Genomic DNA, 16,075 nt, shown 5'->3' with positions numbered 1-16,075 from the left:
AAAATTATAAAAAATTAATAAAATCAGTAACTTACATTTTAGATCCAGAAATCTTGATCTTTTTTCTCATCTAACTAATTTTTCCCAATCCTGAAATTTTGTAATCATTAAAATAGCAACCCTAATGACAAAAAGGAGCAACACCATTTCAAATAATCTGCTAATTGTTATTTCAAAAATAGAAGACAGTGTTACAAAAAACAAAACAGGTGTACGTAAGAAAATTCTAATTCGATCATTTTTTATACAAAGAAATTAACGCTACATGACTCCTGAACATTTATAAAATGAAAATTCAGCTTTTTTCTTAATCTAAGTGCCCTATTTATGTATCCTTTTCCCATATTATCTATTAGCTGCTTGATTTTATGAAAAAAATCGATTACCTTTATGTAGTTTTTATGAATCATTAAATAGTTAATGCAATGAGGGGTAATGATTATGAAGCCAGAGAAAATTACTTCAACAATGCGTTTTGCAACACCAATGCCGCCAGTAACATTTTCTAAAAATGGCGTGCAATCAACTCAGAAATTTATAAAAATGGCTCCTGTTGTTGAACCCATGCCCCATTATCCTCTTTCAGCAAATATCTCTGATATGCTTACGCATATTAATGAGATTATCCGTCAGAAAGTAATGAAACCAGTCACAAACTATGATGACTTTTTCTTTTTAAATGCTGCAGAAGAGTATAAGAAGCAACCAATGCAACAACGTGAAATGGTAAAAAAAGAAGAGCTTCTTACAACACAAAGGACAAATGGCCAATTAATTGCATTAGAAAAAGAAAGCCCTGCATAAATATATATGAAATTTACAGAATGGTAATTGAGTTAAAATAATCAGTGTGAAATGAATGACTGTTGTTTATAAAAAGGTTTAATGCGTGTTTTACAAAGAATTTTCTAAAAAATTTGTAATAGGCAGATATAAGAAAAAGTATTCTAGTATCCTATGATACACTTTTAACAAAAATTTCTAAAATCCCGTTTCTATTCGATTATAAACAAATTGTGTAAAAGCGTAAATCTGTCCTCCAACAAATGGAGCTGTAAATGCTAACACTAAAAAAATAATAATAATTTTAGGAATAAATGTCAGAGTCATTTCCTGAATTTGTGTTAGCGCTTGAAATAAAGCAATAATAATACCTGCAGACATTGCAGCAAAAACTGCTGGACCACTAGCAGTTAAAACAGTCCATATAGCTGCTGTTACCATATCAATAGCATCAGCTTCATTCATACTCTAAAACCTACCAACATAAGATTTACGACCATCAGCTTCAATTTTATCACCATTTTCACCAGGTTTATCATTCTCTATATCAGGTTTTTCAGCCATAACTTTAACACCTGGACCAATAACAACTTTTTCATCATTGTCCAATGTTGCAACTATACCATCACTATAAATATCAATAGAAACCACATATCCTTCAATAACTGTGTCTTTTTCATCTGTAAATTGAATATATTTGCCAACATAGCCCTCTGCCCCGTTGATTGATCCATTAGAAAGCATCTGGGCAAGTGTCTCATTCATTTTTATACCTTGTTCAACAGATGAAAAACTTGCCAACTGCGCCACAAATTCTGTTGAATCCATAGGATTTGTTGGATCTTGATTTTTCATCTGTGCTACCAACAGCTTTATAAACGTATCATAATCTGCATTCCTCTTTGCTCCAGCTATTTCCGGCTGTCCACCACTATCTTGAGAATAACTTCTAAGAGCACTAACCGCATCCAATACCATATCACACCTCGTTAATATTATATTCTAACTTGCCTTACATTCATACTTGTCGAATTTGTTGAAGATATTTTACCCATAATTTGTGCTTCTTTCTGAAACAAACTACGGAGAACTTTTAATACCTCAAAAATTTTATTTTGCTCAGTTAAATAAATACATTCCTTTAAGCCTTTCAAAAGGTCACAATCAGTAAAAGTTTGAAGTAATTTTTTTAACAGATCAACAAACACAGTTAATGCTTTCTCCGCTTCATTTGGATTAATCAACATAAGCTGAGCAGAAAAATAAAGCTGTTTAAGAGGAGTATCAGTATCTTCAACTTGTAAAACATGCCCTTCTAAAAGAAAAGTTGCATCATTCAACAATTCAAAAGTTACTTTACGATCCACTCGTAATACAGCACCATTAAGAAAGATTCTTTCATTTGGTTTGAGTGTCAAATGAATTGTTTTCTTGCTCATTCACATATCTCCGCATTTTCTGCCAAACCATCACGAATAGACTCAGAGATCTCAACAAGAACATCAAAATCAGTAATCTCTCCTTCATCTAATTTCTGAATTTCTTTTAAAATAAAAAAACCAATAGAAATGAGAGATGCTTTCAATGCCTGTGGTAAGGCATTTGCTGCCTGCCCAAGATCTTCAATAAGAATAACCCAAAGCTTTCGAGCGAACTGAACTGCATCCTTAGCTTCACACGTACCAGGACCTTTCGCTTTTGCAGCTAAAAGAAGCTTAATACAGCGATCAAACAAAAACCGTTCACGCTCACGTGCACTCATTGCATCATCTTCCATGATATCTTCATATCGCATTTGATACATTAAACAGCTTAACCTCTTTATTTTAAATAATTAATAAGACTTAATCGTCTTATCATATCTGTCAAAGTATAAGAAGCTTCTAACATAGCCTCCAAAGCTTTGACTTTTTGAGCGACCTCTGCCGCATCAACACCAATCATATTAATTTGTGCTCCTTTGAGAAGGCCTACTTGAGTTTCAATTTGTTGCGTAGCCCCTTTCACCCTTGCCTCTGTACTTCCCACTCTAGAAGCTGTTGCAATAATTTTATCTACAGCACTGCTTGTAGATGTATCATCGGCAGACACTCGTGCTCTTGAAAAGAGACTTTCTTGTGCTTCTTTTGATAAACCGATATCACCAAATTCTGCTACTAAAATCAGATTTTTCATAGCATCACGGAAACCTTTTTCATTAGCACTTACCGCAGCATCTACCTTATCACCATTGGATGCAATGTGCTTCTCAATAGAACCATCTTGAGCATTTGAAAAAAATTCCTTAAAATTCTCTTCATTAAATAAATCGCTAAAGGACCCATCAATAAATTCTTCCATCTCTTCACTGGTGAGATCTTCTAGTTTTCTACCATTTAGAAAATTCTCAAACGTCTCTTGCACAATTTTACTGGGACCCGTTTCACCACCTACTTTATAAAACTTTAACGGCGGTTCACTCGTATTTATTCCACCAAATACATACTCACCATTAAAATTGGTATTTAAAGCCGAAATAAATGCACCCAAAGAATTTTGGGCAACAGCTTGCGCTGCAGATGGTGTTGCATTTCCTGCATCACCTACAAGCATATTATTAAAAATAGTCAATGCCCCTGGTGTTGCTTCTTTATCACCTGATGCAATTAAGCTTTGAATCGCAACCTGCACAGAAGATAGTCTTAATGAAAGAAGTTTATTGCTCGTACTATAACCTTCGAGATAACTCATCTGATTCTCAAGATCCATTAAGCGTCCTGTTTTATGCCCCAATGCAAGACCTGGATCATACACCTGTCCAGTAGCCATTTCATAGCCCGCTTTCATCAAATCAGACTGCCCTTCAGAAATTATATTACGCCGTGCATTGTTTAAAACATATGTCGAAATTGAAGAAACTCTCACTTTACACCTACCTAACTGCTGCTAGAAGATCATCTAACATTTTACCAACCGTACTGATAATACGAGAGGTTGCTCCATATGTCTGCTCTAATTGTAACATCAAAGCTAATTCATCATCCGTATTAACACCTGTTGCATTGGATAATGCCTCAGCAGCATGCAAAAACATTGCACCCTGATATCTAGATTCTTTGTCTGCATTTGACCGTAAACCTTCAAGCCAACCTATTGAGTTTTTACCAAAATCCATAATTGACTGCTCTGGACCCAAACCTGTACCTATTCCAAATTTCTGTTTTTTATTAAAAGCATCTACTAATTCTTGAAGATTATCACCAAAATGTTCTGGACCACCACCCTCTGTTTTGCTGTCAAATATAGGATTAAGTTGTATCCTTCCTGCTAGCCCCTCAAAAGCACTGATCTGATCACTCAGCTGATCTCCATCTAAAAATAAAGAAGGAGGGCCAGGAAACATCTGCATCAAAGCATGTGCTATTCCGTCTAACTGCTTTTGATATTGTGGTATAATATCATCACGTAGCTTCAATAAACCGCCGAGATTACCTCCTCCATTAGGATCAATAAAAGATGAATGACCTAAAGGGACACCATCAATGAAAACCTGTTTTCCAGAAATACCAGGTGGCAAAGAAGTACTGAATTGAAACGATACTGTCCGTGGTATTTTATCATACAAAGTACTGCCATCCATACCATAAATGGATATTGTTCCATCAGAATGATTAACTGTATTGATACCAATTTCTTGAGATAACTCTTTTAAAACAGAATCTCTTTGATCCATATAAACACTATCATCTCGATTTGCATTTCTCTCCCGCACCACAAGCTGATCAATCTCATGAAATTTTTGCAATAAATCATTGATGTAATTAACAGAATCTTCAATATCACTATTCACATCATTACATAATTTCTCAATTTCACGACTTCCTGTATTCAATCCTTTGGCCAAATCACGAGCACGATCAACTGCTGCTTCTCCATTAGAACGCTGTTGTGGATCATTAGCATACGACTGAAGTGCTTTTTGAAATTCACCAAGCAATTTAGAAGGTGAATTTGAAAATTTATCCGCTCCATAAATATCAGATAAACGATTAAGCCCATTAGAAAGACTGCCAGCAGCAGCAGCTTCGCTTGCTTTGACCAAATAATTATTCAACAAATGGATATCACCATCACGACGCACAACAACATGAACCGCTCCCCCCGGCCCCGATTCTAAATATGAAGTGCGACGCGTATAATTCGGATCACCTGCTCTCACGACATTACGCGAAACAGTATCAAGTCGACCTGTAGTTGCTTTTAGCGAGTTTCGGGCTGAGTTAAGTGCTAAGTTAAGCGACATAATCTTATCCCCTTTTGATTGTGTTTACATTATCGTTTCAAATTAACAATAACATCCATCAACTCCGAACCCGTTTGAAATACTTTGGAATTCGCTGTATAATTCCGTTGCGCTTCAATCATATCTGTCAGTTCATCGCCCATATCAACGTTTGAATCCTCCAAATAACCAGAAGATAGAGTACCAAAGACACCATCACCAGGACGTCCCATCATTTGAGCTCCCGTCTGACTATTAGTTTCAAAAGCAGAGCCACCTAAAAAAGTTAAACTTTCTGGTGAAGCCACAGTCGTCATGCCTACATACCCAATAATCCGCGTTTTTTGATTGGAATACATAACCTCAATTTCACCATTTTTACCAAAAGTAAAACCATCAAAGGCTCCCGACTCCATACCATCTGCTTCCGCTTCAAAAGCAAATAAATTGCCCTTTTGCGTCACCAAGGAATCTGCCCCCACCCCGCCAAAATTAACATTGACCTCAAAAGTTTGCCCTTCACTATCTGGCAATGTTAATTTAAATTCTTTTGTAGGCTCTATAAGATTTCCTTCTTTATCAAAATTAAACTTTGTAGAGCCAACTTTTTCTCCGTTAGAATAAGCATCAACAACCCACTTATTTTCATCGGTTTTTCTCATATAAAAATCAACCTGCACCTTTTTACCTTGGCTGTCATAAGTCGTCATTGACTTCTTCTGACTATAACTTTTAGGATTATCAGGATCAATTTGACCATCCTTCGGCATCACAACCTTTGCACTCGGATTAAAGTTTGCTTTAAAATCAATTTTCGTCGTCGCTTCAGGACCGAATAAATCGGTTGGACCACCTTTAATTTGGATTCTTTCTCCATCTTCATTTAAAAGATAATACCCTGCAGTATTACGAAGATACCCATCCTTATCGCGTGTAAAAGACCCTGCACGCGTTAAAAATTCTTTTCCATTTTCATCTGCAACACGAAAAAAGCCATTTCCATGAATCATCACATCACCAGAACGACCTGTTGCATGCGCCGGACCACTAATCGAAATATCATGACCAATATGGCTCTTCACTCCACCAGGAACATAAGCATATTGTCCTGAAGGCGTTACATAATTAGAAAACTGAACATTCGTACGTTTATACCCGACTGTACCAACATTAGCGACATTGTCAGCCACACCAGACAGCCGCGTCCCCTGAGCGTTCATACCAGAAACACCAGTACGCATCATTCCATAAATACCCATATCATCTCCTATGATTTTTAGCCTATAACACTACCATAAATAAACTTCCTTACGTGAAGCTTTTGCTTAAATGTTTTTATAAAAATAAATTATATGATCATAAAAAAAACATAATTTATCTTTATGTATTTGGGATCAGGTTAAAATGTTAATTTGAAGTGTATTTTTTAAAGTCAGAGGAGATCTTAGTATAAATTTAGTCTAAGTCATTTTTAATTTTTAAACTGTAACCAAGGAATCTTTTTGAGTCTATGATATCATAGCCGAGTTTTGTTGTTAGTTTCTTGCGAAGTTTGCTTATGTGGCTTTCAATAACATTTTCTTCTATTGTATCATCAAAGATACCGTAGACAGCGTTAAATATTTGTGTTTTGTTGACGCGTCTGCCAGGGTTTGTTGTTAGGTATTCAAGAATGCGACGTTCTCTGCGTGGGAGAGGGAAGTTTACCCCATTAATTTGTGGGTCTCGCCCGTCATTAAAAACGCTGATAGGGCCGATTTTAATTGCGGTATTTGTTCCTCGTATATCGCTTCTGATTCGTCTCCGAATAGCGGCAATTCGCGCTAAAATTTCACGAACGTGAATTGGTTTGCGGATTACGTCGTCAATACCTGATTGGAAAAGTTCTATCGTGTGCTCTAAAGCATTTGTCTCTGTTAAGGCCAAAATTGGGGTTGGGCTGTAATTCCGAATCTCTTTCGGTAACTCAATTTGGTTTTTACATTTTCCTAAAAGAATTGCTTCAATTGAAGATAACTCATTATCTGGGGCGGTTGAAATCCATTCACTAAAATCAGAAGGAGGTAAACCTGTTGCAGCAACTCCTTCGCGAGAAAATAAGGTAGCATAGCCATCTGTTACCAATTTACGGTCATCTACTACAACAATCATAAGCACTCACTCAGCAATTTAGAACTAAAATTTAAAATGCATACGCAGGAAAATCTACATATTCTTAAATTTATACAACTTTAATTTTTAAAAATACAAGTTATTTTTACGATTTATTATCCATAAAAACACAATTGCTATTTTTAGTTGCATTTTTTTGACACAAAAACAACTTTTGGTTGTTTTTAAAGATATCATTGTCTCAAAGTGGTACAAAATTTCATTTTTTTATCAAAATGATTCACTGTTTTTGTCATAATGATTCATAAAACTCCTTCGCAAAATGATCGGGAATTAGGTGTCCATCGACCAAACCCGCTAGCAATCATGTTACGCATAACACGACATACATAACGCTTTTGAGCTGGATCATTATTAGGTCCTGCATGGTAACGTGCAACTGCCATAGTCCAGCTGCCTTCTTTTTGGTACAATTTTTTTAAAAAGCGCGCAGCATAATCAACATTAAGACGAGGTTTTAACATTTCTACAACAGAAAAAAAATTTTTACCGTGGTAATAATAATTAATTTGCATACAACCTATATCAATGAATTTTGCTCCATAACGCTTAGCATTTTTAAAGATATGTAAAGCTTCCGCTTGATTTTTTGCAAAAACAGCTTTGCCATCAATATTCAATGCATAAGGTTGGAGCGATTCTTTATGGCCTGTTTCTGTTAAACCAACTGCATATAATATGCCTAGCGGTACACCATAGCGTTTAGAAGCAGAAATCATTTCTGCTTCACAAATATTCTTAGCTACCGCACAATTTAATATTATAATGCTATACGACCAACCGATAAGAAGTGCGTGAGGAAATATCTTCAAGAGGAATATCCAAAAATGATGCATCTGACAAAGAAAATTGCTTGAAAAATTGCTTTGATTCATTTTTTCCATTCTGTTTATTATCACCAAACGCTTGATGTTGACCATCAAAATGTTGTCCGCTATTATCTTGCTCTATTTGTAAAGATTGGTTCTGTAGAACAACTTGAGCACTTTTATCAACAACACTAATTAATAAATGACCACCATCATGAATATGTGCCTTTTCTAAAACATATGATAACATCTGCTGATTGCTGATTAAAAGACGCGCTGTTTCCCGATGTTGAGCACATAATTCAATATGAAGCCCTTGCGCAGTCATTCTCACTTTTGCATCAACTGTCCCAAGCTCTACAGGTGTGAGTTTTAAATGCAGAATCCTTACATCCCCAACCTTTTTATTACACGTAATATCAACACCACTTAACTGCATCATAAAATCAGGCTTTTCTTCTTGAAAAATAAGCCTATTCCCTATTTCTAAATTCTTAAGAAATTGAGCTTTTTCTATCTCCATACCCACACGTAGCATCAAGGATTCACTTCCATGTGCAAAATTTTGTATACTATGCTGTGGTATTTTTTGTTGTGTAAGAAAATGTTTGCCGATTGCTTTAACTTGAATTTTTTCTTCAACAGCACATTCTTTTTGAATATCTGCAACCCACTGATCTTGTATATCATCATTTATAGAAGCTATAGTGCTCTCATTTTTTATATACTCATTAACTTTTTCTCCAATTTTTTCTTGCTTTATAAACCTCTGCACCAAATAAAGTGGATTCAAAAAATTTTGAAGAGAAATATTTTCTTTATTACCAATATAATTATGCTTTGCTTTTTGCAATTTTTTCTCAAAAGCTTTAATTACATTTTGTTCCACAATTTCTTTTGATATTTCCAACTCTATAATTTTATCTAAAGAATCCTGTTCCATAACTTCATTTAAATACTCTAAACCATCATCTAGAATTGTCTTTTTTACAGACTCTCCTAAAGCTTCTTTCCCCATATACATAAGCGAAGAATCTTCATGAAAATTTTTATCTTGCACAAATTTACTTTGTTTAAGCAACGTATCAAACGTTTTAGGTAGTTGATTATCTGCACAATCTTCTGATTGAACTGCAACTTTATCTGCTGTAGTTTTACTTATTGTAGCCATTTGTACAGAAAGGAGACCATACAACCCATCAGCGTTTATCATCATTTTTGTATCCTAATAATTTGGTCGACTTCGTTTATCTTTTCTCGTGTATGTTGAATAAACTGCTTTATTTCTGTTTCTATAGAAGATGTTGTGTTTTGTTGTTTAGCATCTTTTTCTAAGGTTAACTTTAATTCTTCGTAACTTTGCGGTTGTAATGCAACTTGTGCCTTTTTCTCTTTCAGAATACCCAACGGAAAAGAAATAACTCTTTTTGCGACAGCTTGTGCAGCAATAAATAAAAAACGATCTTTTTCTGATAAATCTTTGTAGACGATATTTTGTATCATCTGTAGAGCTTCTTCTGCAGCGATTGAAGCAGCAAGACTCATAGCATAATATAGACGTGCGGATGTATCATCTACACTGATCTCACGTGCTAATGCCAAAGCTTTCTGAGCACTTATTTGCGCTTTTTCCATACGTGCATCAATTAACGCAGCACGACTCACTGCCATATATGCCATAAACCGGACTTTTGTCGGTGCATAAACAAGCAATGTTTCCAATTGCTCAACACTTAATTTTTCATCAACCTGCAATATAGCGGGAATAAACTCATGCCAAAAGTCATAAGCATAAGGTGATTTCCAAAAACGATGCGCATAATGACGAGTTAATAAAGCTATAAGATCTATTTCACCAAGTATTGATGCAACTTTTAGTTCTCGACGAATAGCACCCTCTTCAAATAAAGTTCCTGGAGCAAAAAGCCTTACTTGATCTAGTTTATTCAAAGCTAAAACAGGATCTTTTTCTATAATATTAACAACTGTAGAAAGCACAATAGATGCAAATAAAGCAGGAGGAATAGATTGAACATCTTTTTCAGTTAATTGTGTATATGCCTTTAAAAAAGCGTTTTTTTTATGAGATGCATACGCCAAAGCAACATCTATTACATTTTGTGAGATCACTCCCTCCCCATATTTCTCTAGGATGCTTTGCACTACTCGAGGATTTCCACCATTAAAAAGATAGATCAATAACGCATAGAGATTATTCTTATCTTTCCAAACACTAGAATCAAAAGTTAAAAATTTATCACCAATTTCTCCCAAAAGCTGTAGTTGTTTTTGCAGGTCCTCCTCTTGTCCTGATATAATTTTATCTTGTAAATTTTGTAAAGAACGCACAAGATTTACTGGCTCAGAGACAATATTTTTTGATAATATAGAGGGCTCTTTAATTTCACGCTCTGCCTGTGCAACAAAAACTTCCTGAGAATCTCTTCCTATCTTTTGTAAAAAAGCTCTACCCTCTTGTATGAAAATTCCTTGAAAGACCACAAAAGATAGAAAATAGACATAGTATGTCTTTTTCACAATCATGGTGTTTTTTCCTTTTCAAAAACTGATTTGTCTTGTATAGCCCCCTCAGAGGAAGACGTTCCTAATGTCGATTTTTCCTGTATTTGTTCACCTTTTGGATCTCGTATAAAAATGGATATACGCCGATTTTCAGCAGCATATGGATCCTTTTTATTTTTCAAATCCCGATCTGCATAACCTTCAACACGCAAAATTCGTTTTTCATCCAAACCACCACGCACCAACATATAATAGGCCATCTGTGCACGTGCTGTCGAAAGTTGCCAATTATCATAAACAGTACTACGATAAGGCCGCGCATCAGTATGCCCACTAATCACTATATCTCCCTGATGTTTTGCAATAATTCCTGCCATGCTACCAATCAAATCAACAGTCCGCGCCGTTGGAACAGACAGACCAACTTTAAACATTTCATATTTCGGCTGATCCATTAATTCAATCATAACTCCTTCTTTAATCGGCTTCACATGAACCAATATATCACTATTTGTCCCTTCTATTAAATCTGTTAAGTCTTTTGCAAGAGTACGTGTATTCTCAGAAAAATTATTTTCTTGTGTGGATTCTTTTACCAGTGTTTTTTGCTTTTGGTTTTTTCTTTTTTGAGAAGAATCAATATTTTCTTTCCAATAATATGGTGAAAAAGGATCATGATGCTTTGTTCCTAATTGTAAATTTTCTTTAGAATCACCAGCTCCCTGCCCTACAAGATCCCCTTGTTTGAACTGCTGTTCAGCAGGATTTTGTGCGGAGTATTCTGATTGAACAATCTTTTCCAATCCAGGATAAGGATTGAGCATTAATTCTGCTTCCTCCGTAGCATTTAACTTTTCTGACTGAGCATCATCTCTATGCTCTTGATCAAGAGAGCTTTTTTTATCTTGTTCAATATCATTATGTTGAATACCACGGTTACTTGTTTGGGGATCTACGAGTTTGATTGGATTAAAATAGTTTGCGATAGCTTCCTTTGCCTCATCATCCTGGACGTTAACAAGCCACAAAACGAGAAAAAGCGCCATCATTGCTGTCATAAAATCGGCATAAGCAATCTTCCAAACACCACCATGATGATCATCATGATCTCCATGTCTCCCACGACGAACAATAATAATTTCAGAAGAAGATTGTTGATCATCAGATTTCATTGTATCAACTCCTTCAACGTCATCAACAATGGAGTAAGCTGTGTAGCAATGACCATTTCACCACGATGTAAACGTATCTCTGTACTTTTGGTCGGTTGAAATTCAAATTGAGATGCATCAAAATCACGCTGCTTTTTGAGTTGTTCAAATAATTCTTCACTCCCCTCAAGGACTAAAGGTTTCTCTGCACCAAGAGCCTGATCTAACATTTTTGTAGCAAATTCCTGAAGTGCTTCTTCTGTAATTTTTTCACCAATAAATATGGAAAGAACCTGTGCAATTTCTTGAGAAATTTCTTGACGTAAATCGGCAAAATCCTTTGTTAATTGACGCTGTACATTAGCTCCTAGCGATTCAACAAAACTTTGTTTAACCGCTTCAATAGCTTTTGCATGCTCTTCTTCCATACATTTTTTTTCCACTTCAAACTGTTTTTGCAATTTTTCTGTTGCCTCTTGCACAGCTTGATCAACAGCCTCCTTTCGGGCTACTTCAACATCAACAACGCCTTCAGAAGAAAGATCGAAAGATAATATCTCTTCCATATATTCTTTTGCAAACTCAATATTGGATGATGAAAAATCTTCCTGCTTCTCGTTATTATACATGAGTTCGCTTTCATCATCAGAAGGCGAAATCTCTATATCCTCAGGAGAAATATAGCGCGATGAAAAATCACTCAAAAAAGAAGATAACGGAAGACTTACTTGTTTTTCAAGTTTTTCACCTATTTGTTCCATTCCATTTACCACTTCCATTTAACATTTCACTTCTACGCAGCCATAGTTGTATTGGTGTCATTGACCCATTCACGCAAAACTCCAGCAAAACGTTCTTCATCCATTGCAATCATTTTCTCAAGACGATCCTGTGGTGGAACACGCATACGATTGCGCAAATTGTTAAGTGTATCATTATTTGTCCCTGTAACGCTACCGAATTCTGCATTAGCTTGATATTGGTGTTCCAAAGCAGGTATATTTCCAAGACCAGCTACAGTACTTTCATTACTTTCAAGTGCCTTTTTCCCTTCCCGCATTTCACGCATCAAAGGACGCACACCTAAGAATAAAATCAAGAAAACAGCAATCACTAAAGCAACTCCATTGATCAAACCAGATGTATAACGTGACAATGATTTCCAAATAGGTGTTTGAACAGGTGCCATATCGGACTCAGAATGACCGACGAAATCAACGGCTGTAACATTAATAATATCCCCACGTTTTGGATCAAGACCTGCTGCCGTTGCTACCATCTGCTGGATACGGTTTACTTCATCATTAAGAGCATTTTCAGAGGTTGGCTTTGTACCATCTGGAAGAATCAAACGCGCACGATCTACCACGATAGCAACAGCTAATTTCTTCACACTATAACCATCACTAACTGTAGAGATAGTCTTAGAGTTAATTTCATAATTAGTTGTTTCTTCACGGCGATCTTTTTTATCCGTTGATCTTTCTCCACCACCATTAGCAATTTCTTCTTGCGGAATATTTTGTTCTACACCAACAGCATCACTATTGCGATTATTTTCGCTATCAGCTTGATCACGCACAGAACGCACAGAACGTACAACTTGTGATTCTGGATCAAAAACGGTTTCATTCGTTTGACGGCGATCTGTATCTAAAACAACTTGCACACTGGTTTGAAAATGATCAAGACCAAGATAAGGAACCAATTGTTTACGAATATTCGCGTCAATTTGCGAAGCAACCTGTTGCTCAAGCGACGCCATCATTATCGGAGCTCCATTCATTGCATCCACTCCAGAAGCAAGCAACTGTCCACGCGTATCCATTACTGTCACTGAGCTTGCTTCAAGTGAAGGAACAGCTGCCGCTACTAATTGACGAATAGACTGAGCAGATTCAACTGCAAAACCACTATTAGTACGAATTACAACAGAAGCAGTAGGCTTCTGATTAGCCTTACGAAATGATCCTTTATCTGGTAAAACGATATGGACACGTGCTGCCTTTACACCTTGTACAACTTGAATCGTCCGTGCGATTTCACCTTCTAAAGCACGTTGGCGTGTAATTTCTTGCATAAAAGATGTAAGCCCTAAAGACCCCATATTATCAAACAATTCATATCCAGCATTATTTGATGTTGGCAATCCTTTTTCAGCAAGAAACATTCGTGCTTGCTCTGCTTGTCCTACAGGAACCTGAACAACACTACCATCAGAAGAAACATCAAAAGTAATCCCCGCTTCACCCAACGCCATTCCCATTCGATTCACATCATCACGAGAAAGACCCACATAAAGTGTTTCATAAACAGGACGTGTTAAATAAAAGCTAGAAAACAAAATTGTTCCAAACAAAGTTAATCCAACCATACCAAGCGCAATAAGGCGCTTTACTCCTAGTTTATGAAGAGCATTTCCAGAAGAAGAAAGAAAAGCCAAAAATTTATCAAACATAGATTTGCACCATTATTTTAAATAAGAAAATCTCACGTAAAACTAAAGGGAAACAGCTGTTTCCCCACTCCTACTGCTTAAATCATAAAAAACAAAACTTGCGTGAAAATGATGCCTGCTTTTGATAGAAAAGCCCATAATGTAATTATATCGCAAGATTATTTATAAAGTATATTTCACTATTTATTTCATCTTTCTTATTTTAATTAGACATAATTTAGACACAATCTAAGTTAGAATTCCTCTCTTAATCGAAGTCTTGTAACAATGGGGGTTTTTCTGTGGATTATATCAATGAATTTTAAATATATCAAATGTATGTTAGTGTGTTCTACATTTATAAATCTCGGAATGTTCTCTCATACAACTGCAAACAGTCAGGAAAGCAAAATAAATGGTGTGATTTATGAAAATTTTTCTATTGAAGCGGACAATACCGAGACTGTGATAGAAAAAGGTACCATCAAACCAACTGATTATAAGACTGCTGTCCTCCTTAAAGGAAAAGGAAATAGGTTTAGGTTAGGTGATGTACGAGTCGAATCAGAATACACAGCTCTTTCTGCTATGAAGGCGAACAATGTTATCGTAATGGAAAAAGGCTCTATTATAAATAAGAATGGAGCTTCTGCGGAAGCATATGGTCTTAACAGTATGATCGAATTAGGTAATGTACAAATTGAGTCTGGTGTAACAGCTCTTTATACTGGAAATAACGCTACCATCACAATGAAAAAAGGTTTGATTACAGCACAAAGCTTTGCTGTGCAAGCTGCGGGTTATAATAGTGTGATTAAATTAGGTGATATACAAATCCAAGGAAAGACTGGAGGTATTCATGCTAATAACAACAGCATCGTTACAATGGAAAAAGGCTCTATTAAGGGGCAAACAGGTATACATATTGAAAATGGATCCATGATTGAAGTAAATAATGTACAAATTGAAGCAGAAAGAGAAGGTGTTTCCATTCTAACTGGAGGTACCTTCATGATGAATAAAGGCTTTATCAAAGCGAAAGGAGAGGGTGTGGGGATTTATCGATATGTAGATTTTGCAATAGATAGAAAATTATTAGGAATTTTACAGAAAAGAACTGAAATTAGATTAACTGATGTACGAATCGAGTCAGAAACAGCTGGTATTATAGCGTCCTCTTCTACAAATTTAATTAACTTTAATCTTAAAAATTCAGAAATACATTCTAATGTTCTAATAGAAGGAAAATATCCCCTGCAAAATTTTACATTAAACGCAGATCACTCAATTTTAGAAGGTGGTGCCTTGGTTGACGTATCGGAAAGTCTTACAGTAGTCTTTAATCTGAGCAATGGTACAGTATGGACACCAAAAATCAGTAAAAAAGAAATAACTCGTATCAACAATACTAGTATTCATACTTGTTCAACCTCTTCTGTTTCTATGCTTAATCTTGATAACAGTAGCATTGTTTTTGACAAACCAACAGATGATCAATATCAGGTATTACATGTAGGACTTGCAATAGAAAAAGCAGAAGGACCTGCAATAGTTGCAAATGACCCAGCAACAGTCTATAATGCAAAAGGTGATGCAAAAATTTACTTCAATACTGAATGGAGTAACGGACTTAAAACAAAAGAGCAAAAAACAGATCGACTTGTAATTAATGGTAGTGCTTTAGGTACAACGACAGTTTATGTCAACGGTATCAAGGGAAAGACGCAAACAACAGAAAATACTTCTATTCCTGCAAAAGAACGTGGAGTCTCACTCATCCAAGTTTCTGGGAAAGCAAATGAAGACTCCTTTAAATTGGCAAATGGTTACACCACAATAAATAATTCTCCTTATAAATATACTCTTAACGCCTACGGTCCTCAAGCTTCCTCTCACGGTGAAGATCAAAGTATGTTTGGTGAAAATCAAACATATTGGG

Annotated in this window: 16 protein-coding genes; 2 read left to right on the top strand and 14 right to left on the bottom strand. The window is 35.8% G+C overall.

Translation table 11 applies throughout. The features are described from left to right. The first annotated feature begins 441 nt into the window (after positions 1-441). Positions 442-804 (top strand): hypothetical protein, encoded by a 363-nt coding sequence (locus M4Z11_RS02420; protein ID WP_249675734.1) that lies wholly within the window; start codon positions 442-444, stop codon positions 802-804. Positions 805-981: 177 nt separating this feature from the next. On the opposite strand, the gene fliQ is transcribed toward M4Z11_RS02420, so the two are convergent. From fliQ to fliF, 14 genes are all read right to left on the bottom strand, one after another. Then, positions 982-1,248 (bottom strand): flagellar biosynthesis protein FliQ, encoded by a 267-nt coding sequence (fliQ, locus tag M4Z11_RS02415; protein ID WP_249675732.1) that lies wholly within the window; start codon positions 1,246-1,248, stop codon positions 982-984. Positions 1,249-1,251: 3 nt separating this feature from the next. Continuing rightward, on the bottom strand, positions 1,252-1,761 hold the full coding sequence (gene flgD / locus M4Z11_RS02410; protein ID WP_249675730.1) for a flagellar hook assembly protein FlgD: 510 nt from the start codon (positions 1,759-1,761) through the stop codon (positions 1,252-1,254). Between the two features lie 17 nt (positions 1,762-1,778). After that, on the bottom strand, positions 1,779-2,222 hold the full coding sequence (flbT, locus tag M4Z11_RS02405) for a flagellar biosynthesis repressor FlbT (protein WP_249675727.1): 444 nt from the start codon (positions 2,220-2,222) through the stop codon (positions 1,779-1,781). Beyond that, the gene (flaF, locus tag M4Z11_RS02400; protein ID WP_249675725.1) at positions 2,219-2,587 is read right to left on the bottom strand and encodes a flagellar biosynthesis regulator FlaF; all 369 of its coding nucleotides are present in this window, start codon (positions 2,585-2,587) and stop codon (positions 2,219-2,221) included. Before flaF ends, flbT begins: the two co-directional genes overlap by 4 nt. Before the next feature lie 17 nt (positions 2,588-2,604). Beyond that, complete coding sequence (locus tag M4Z11_RS02395) at positions 2,605-3,687, bottom strand: flagellar hook-associated family protein (RefSeq protein WP_249675723.1); 1,083 nt, start codon at positions 3,685-3,687, stop codon at positions 2,605-2,607. A 7-nt stretch (positions 3,688-3,694) separates the two neighbouring features. After that, positions 3,695-5,065, bottom strand: a complete 1,371-nt coding sequence (flgK, locus tag M4Z11_RS02390) for a flagellar hook-associated protein FlgK (protein WP_249675720.1) — start codon at positions 5,063-5,065, stop codon at positions 3,695-3,697. Between the two features lie 29 nt (positions 5,066-5,094). Continuing rightward, entirely contained in the window at positions 5,095-6,303 is a 1,209-nt protein-coding gene (locus M4Z11_RS02385) for a flagellar hook protein FlgE (RefSeq protein ID WP_249675717.1), read from the bottom strand. Positions 6,304-6,499: 196 nt separating this feature from the next. Continuing rightward, positions 6,500-7,195: a response regulator transcription factor gene (locus M4Z11_RS02380; protein WP_249675715.1), complete on the bottom strand. Its 696-nt coding sequence runs from the start codon at positions 7,193-7,195 to the stop codon at positions 6,500-6,502. Positions 7,196-7,458: 263 nt separating this feature from the next. After that, positions 7,459-7,935: a transglycosylase SLT domain-containing protein gene (locus M4Z11_RS02375; RefSeq protein ID WP_249676054.1), complete on the bottom strand. Its 477-nt coding sequence runs from the start codon at positions 7,933-7,935 to the stop codon at positions 7,459-7,461. A 49-nt stretch (positions 7,936-7,984) separates the two neighbouring features. Further along, positions 7,985-9,241 (bottom strand): flagellar hook-length control protein FliK, encoded by a 1,257-nt coding sequence (fliK, locus tag M4Z11_RS02370; RefSeq protein ID WP_249675713.1) that lies wholly within the window; start codon positions 9,239-9,241, stop codon positions 7,985-7,987. Then, on the bottom strand, positions 9,238-10,569 hold the full coding sequence (locus tag M4Z11_RS02365) for a MotC family chemotaxis protein (RefSeq protein WP_249675710.1): 1,332 nt from the start codon (positions 10,567-10,569) through the stop codon (positions 9,238-9,240). Before M4Z11_RS02365 ends, fliK begins: the two co-directional genes overlap by 4 nt. Continuing rightward, complete coding sequence (locus tag M4Z11_RS02360) at positions 10,566-11,720, bottom strand: flagellar motor protein MotB (protein WP_249675706.1); 1,155 nt, start codon at positions 11,718-11,720, stop codon at positions 10,566-10,568. Before M4Z11_RS02360 ends, M4Z11_RS02365 begins: the two co-directional genes overlap by 4 nt. Further along, positions 11,717-12,478, bottom strand: coding sequence for a hypothetical protein (locus M4Z11_RS02355; RefSeq protein WP_249675703.1), 762 nt, complete (start codon positions 12,476-12,478; stop codon positions 11,717-11,719). Before M4Z11_RS02355 ends, M4Z11_RS02360 begins: the two co-directional genes overlap by 4 nt. 14 nt (positions 12,479-12,492) lie before the next feature. Then, on the bottom strand, positions 12,493-14,157 hold the full coding sequence (gene fliF, locus M4Z11_RS02350) for a flagellar basal-body MS-ring/collar protein FliF (RefSeq protein WP_249675698.1): 1,665 nt from the start codon (positions 14,155-14,157) through the stop codon (positions 12,493-12,495). A gap of 294 nt (positions 14,158-14,451) precedes the next feature. Here fliF and M4Z11_RS02345 point away from each other — a divergent pair. After that, a partial coding sequence (locus M4Z11_RS02345) for an autotransporter outer membrane beta-barrel domain-containing protein (protein ID WP_249675695.1) occupies positions 14,452-16,075 on the top strand: 1,624 nt, incomplete at its 3' end.

This window comes from Bartonella bilalgolemi, assembly GCF_023500045.1.
GTDB lineage: Bacteria > Pseudomonadota > Alphaproteobacteria > Rhizobiales > Rhizobiaceae > Bartonella > Bartonella bilalgolemii.
Note: the sequence above shows the minus strand (reverse complement) of the source record. Positions and strands in the feature narration are given on the sequence as shown.

Excerpts from the sequence above, each read along its gene's own strand:
- M4Z11_RS02420 (WP_249675734.1), top strand. The coding sequence starts at position 442 with ATGAAGCCAGAGAAAATTACTTCAACAATGCGTTTTGCAACACCAATG.
- fliQ (WP_249675732.1), bottom strand. The coding sequence starts at position 1,248 with ATGAATGAAGCTGATGCTATTGATATGGTAACAGCAGCTATATGGACT.
- flgD (WP_249675730.1), bottom strand. The coding sequence starts at position 1,761 with ATGGTATTGGATGCGGTTAGTGCTCTTAGAAGTTATTCTCAAGATAGT.
- flbT (WP_249675727.1), bottom strand. The coding sequence starts at position 2,222 with ATGAGCAAGAAAACAATTCATTTGACACTCAAACCAAATGAAAGAATC.
- flaF (WP_249675725.1), bottom strand. The coding sequence starts at position 2,587 with ATGTATCAAATGCGATATGAAGATATCATGGAAGATGATGCAATGAGT.
- flgK (WP_249675720.1), bottom strand. The coding sequence starts at position 5,065 with ATGTCGCTTAACTTAGCACTTAACTCAGCCCGAAACTCGCTAAAAGCA.
- M4Z11_RS02385 (WP_249675717.1), bottom strand. The coding sequence starts at position 6,303 with ATGGGTATTTATGGAATGATGCGTACTGGTGTTTCTGGTATGAACGCT.
- M4Z11_RS02380 (WP_249675715.1), bottom strand. The coding sequence starts at position 7,195 with ATGATTGTTGTAGTAGATGACCGTAAATTGGTAACAGATGGCTATGCT.
- M4Z11_RS02375 (WP_249676054.1), bottom strand. The coding sequence starts at position 7,935 with ATGATTTCTGCTTCTAAACGCTATGGTGTACCGCTAGGCATATTATAT.
- fliK (WP_249675713.1), bottom strand. The coding sequence starts at position 9,241 with ATGATGATAAACGCTGATGGGTTGTATGGTCTCCTTTCTGTACAAATG.
- M4Z11_RS02365 (WP_249675710.1), bottom strand. The coding sequence starts at position 10,569 with ATGATTGTGAAAAAGACATACTATGTCTATTTTCTATCTTTTGTGGTC.
- M4Z11_RS02360 (WP_249675706.1), bottom strand. The coding sequence starts at position 11,720 with ATGAAATCTGATGATCAACAATCTTCTTCTGAAATTATTATTGTTCGT.
- M4Z11_RS02355 (WP_249675703.1), bottom strand. The coding sequence starts at position 12,478 with ATGGAAGTGGTAAATGGAATGGAACAAATAGGTGAAAAACTTGAAAAA.
- fliF (WP_249675698.1), bottom strand. The coding sequence starts at position 14,157 with ATGTTTGATAAATTTTTGGCTTTTCTTTCTTCTTCTGGAAATGCTCTT.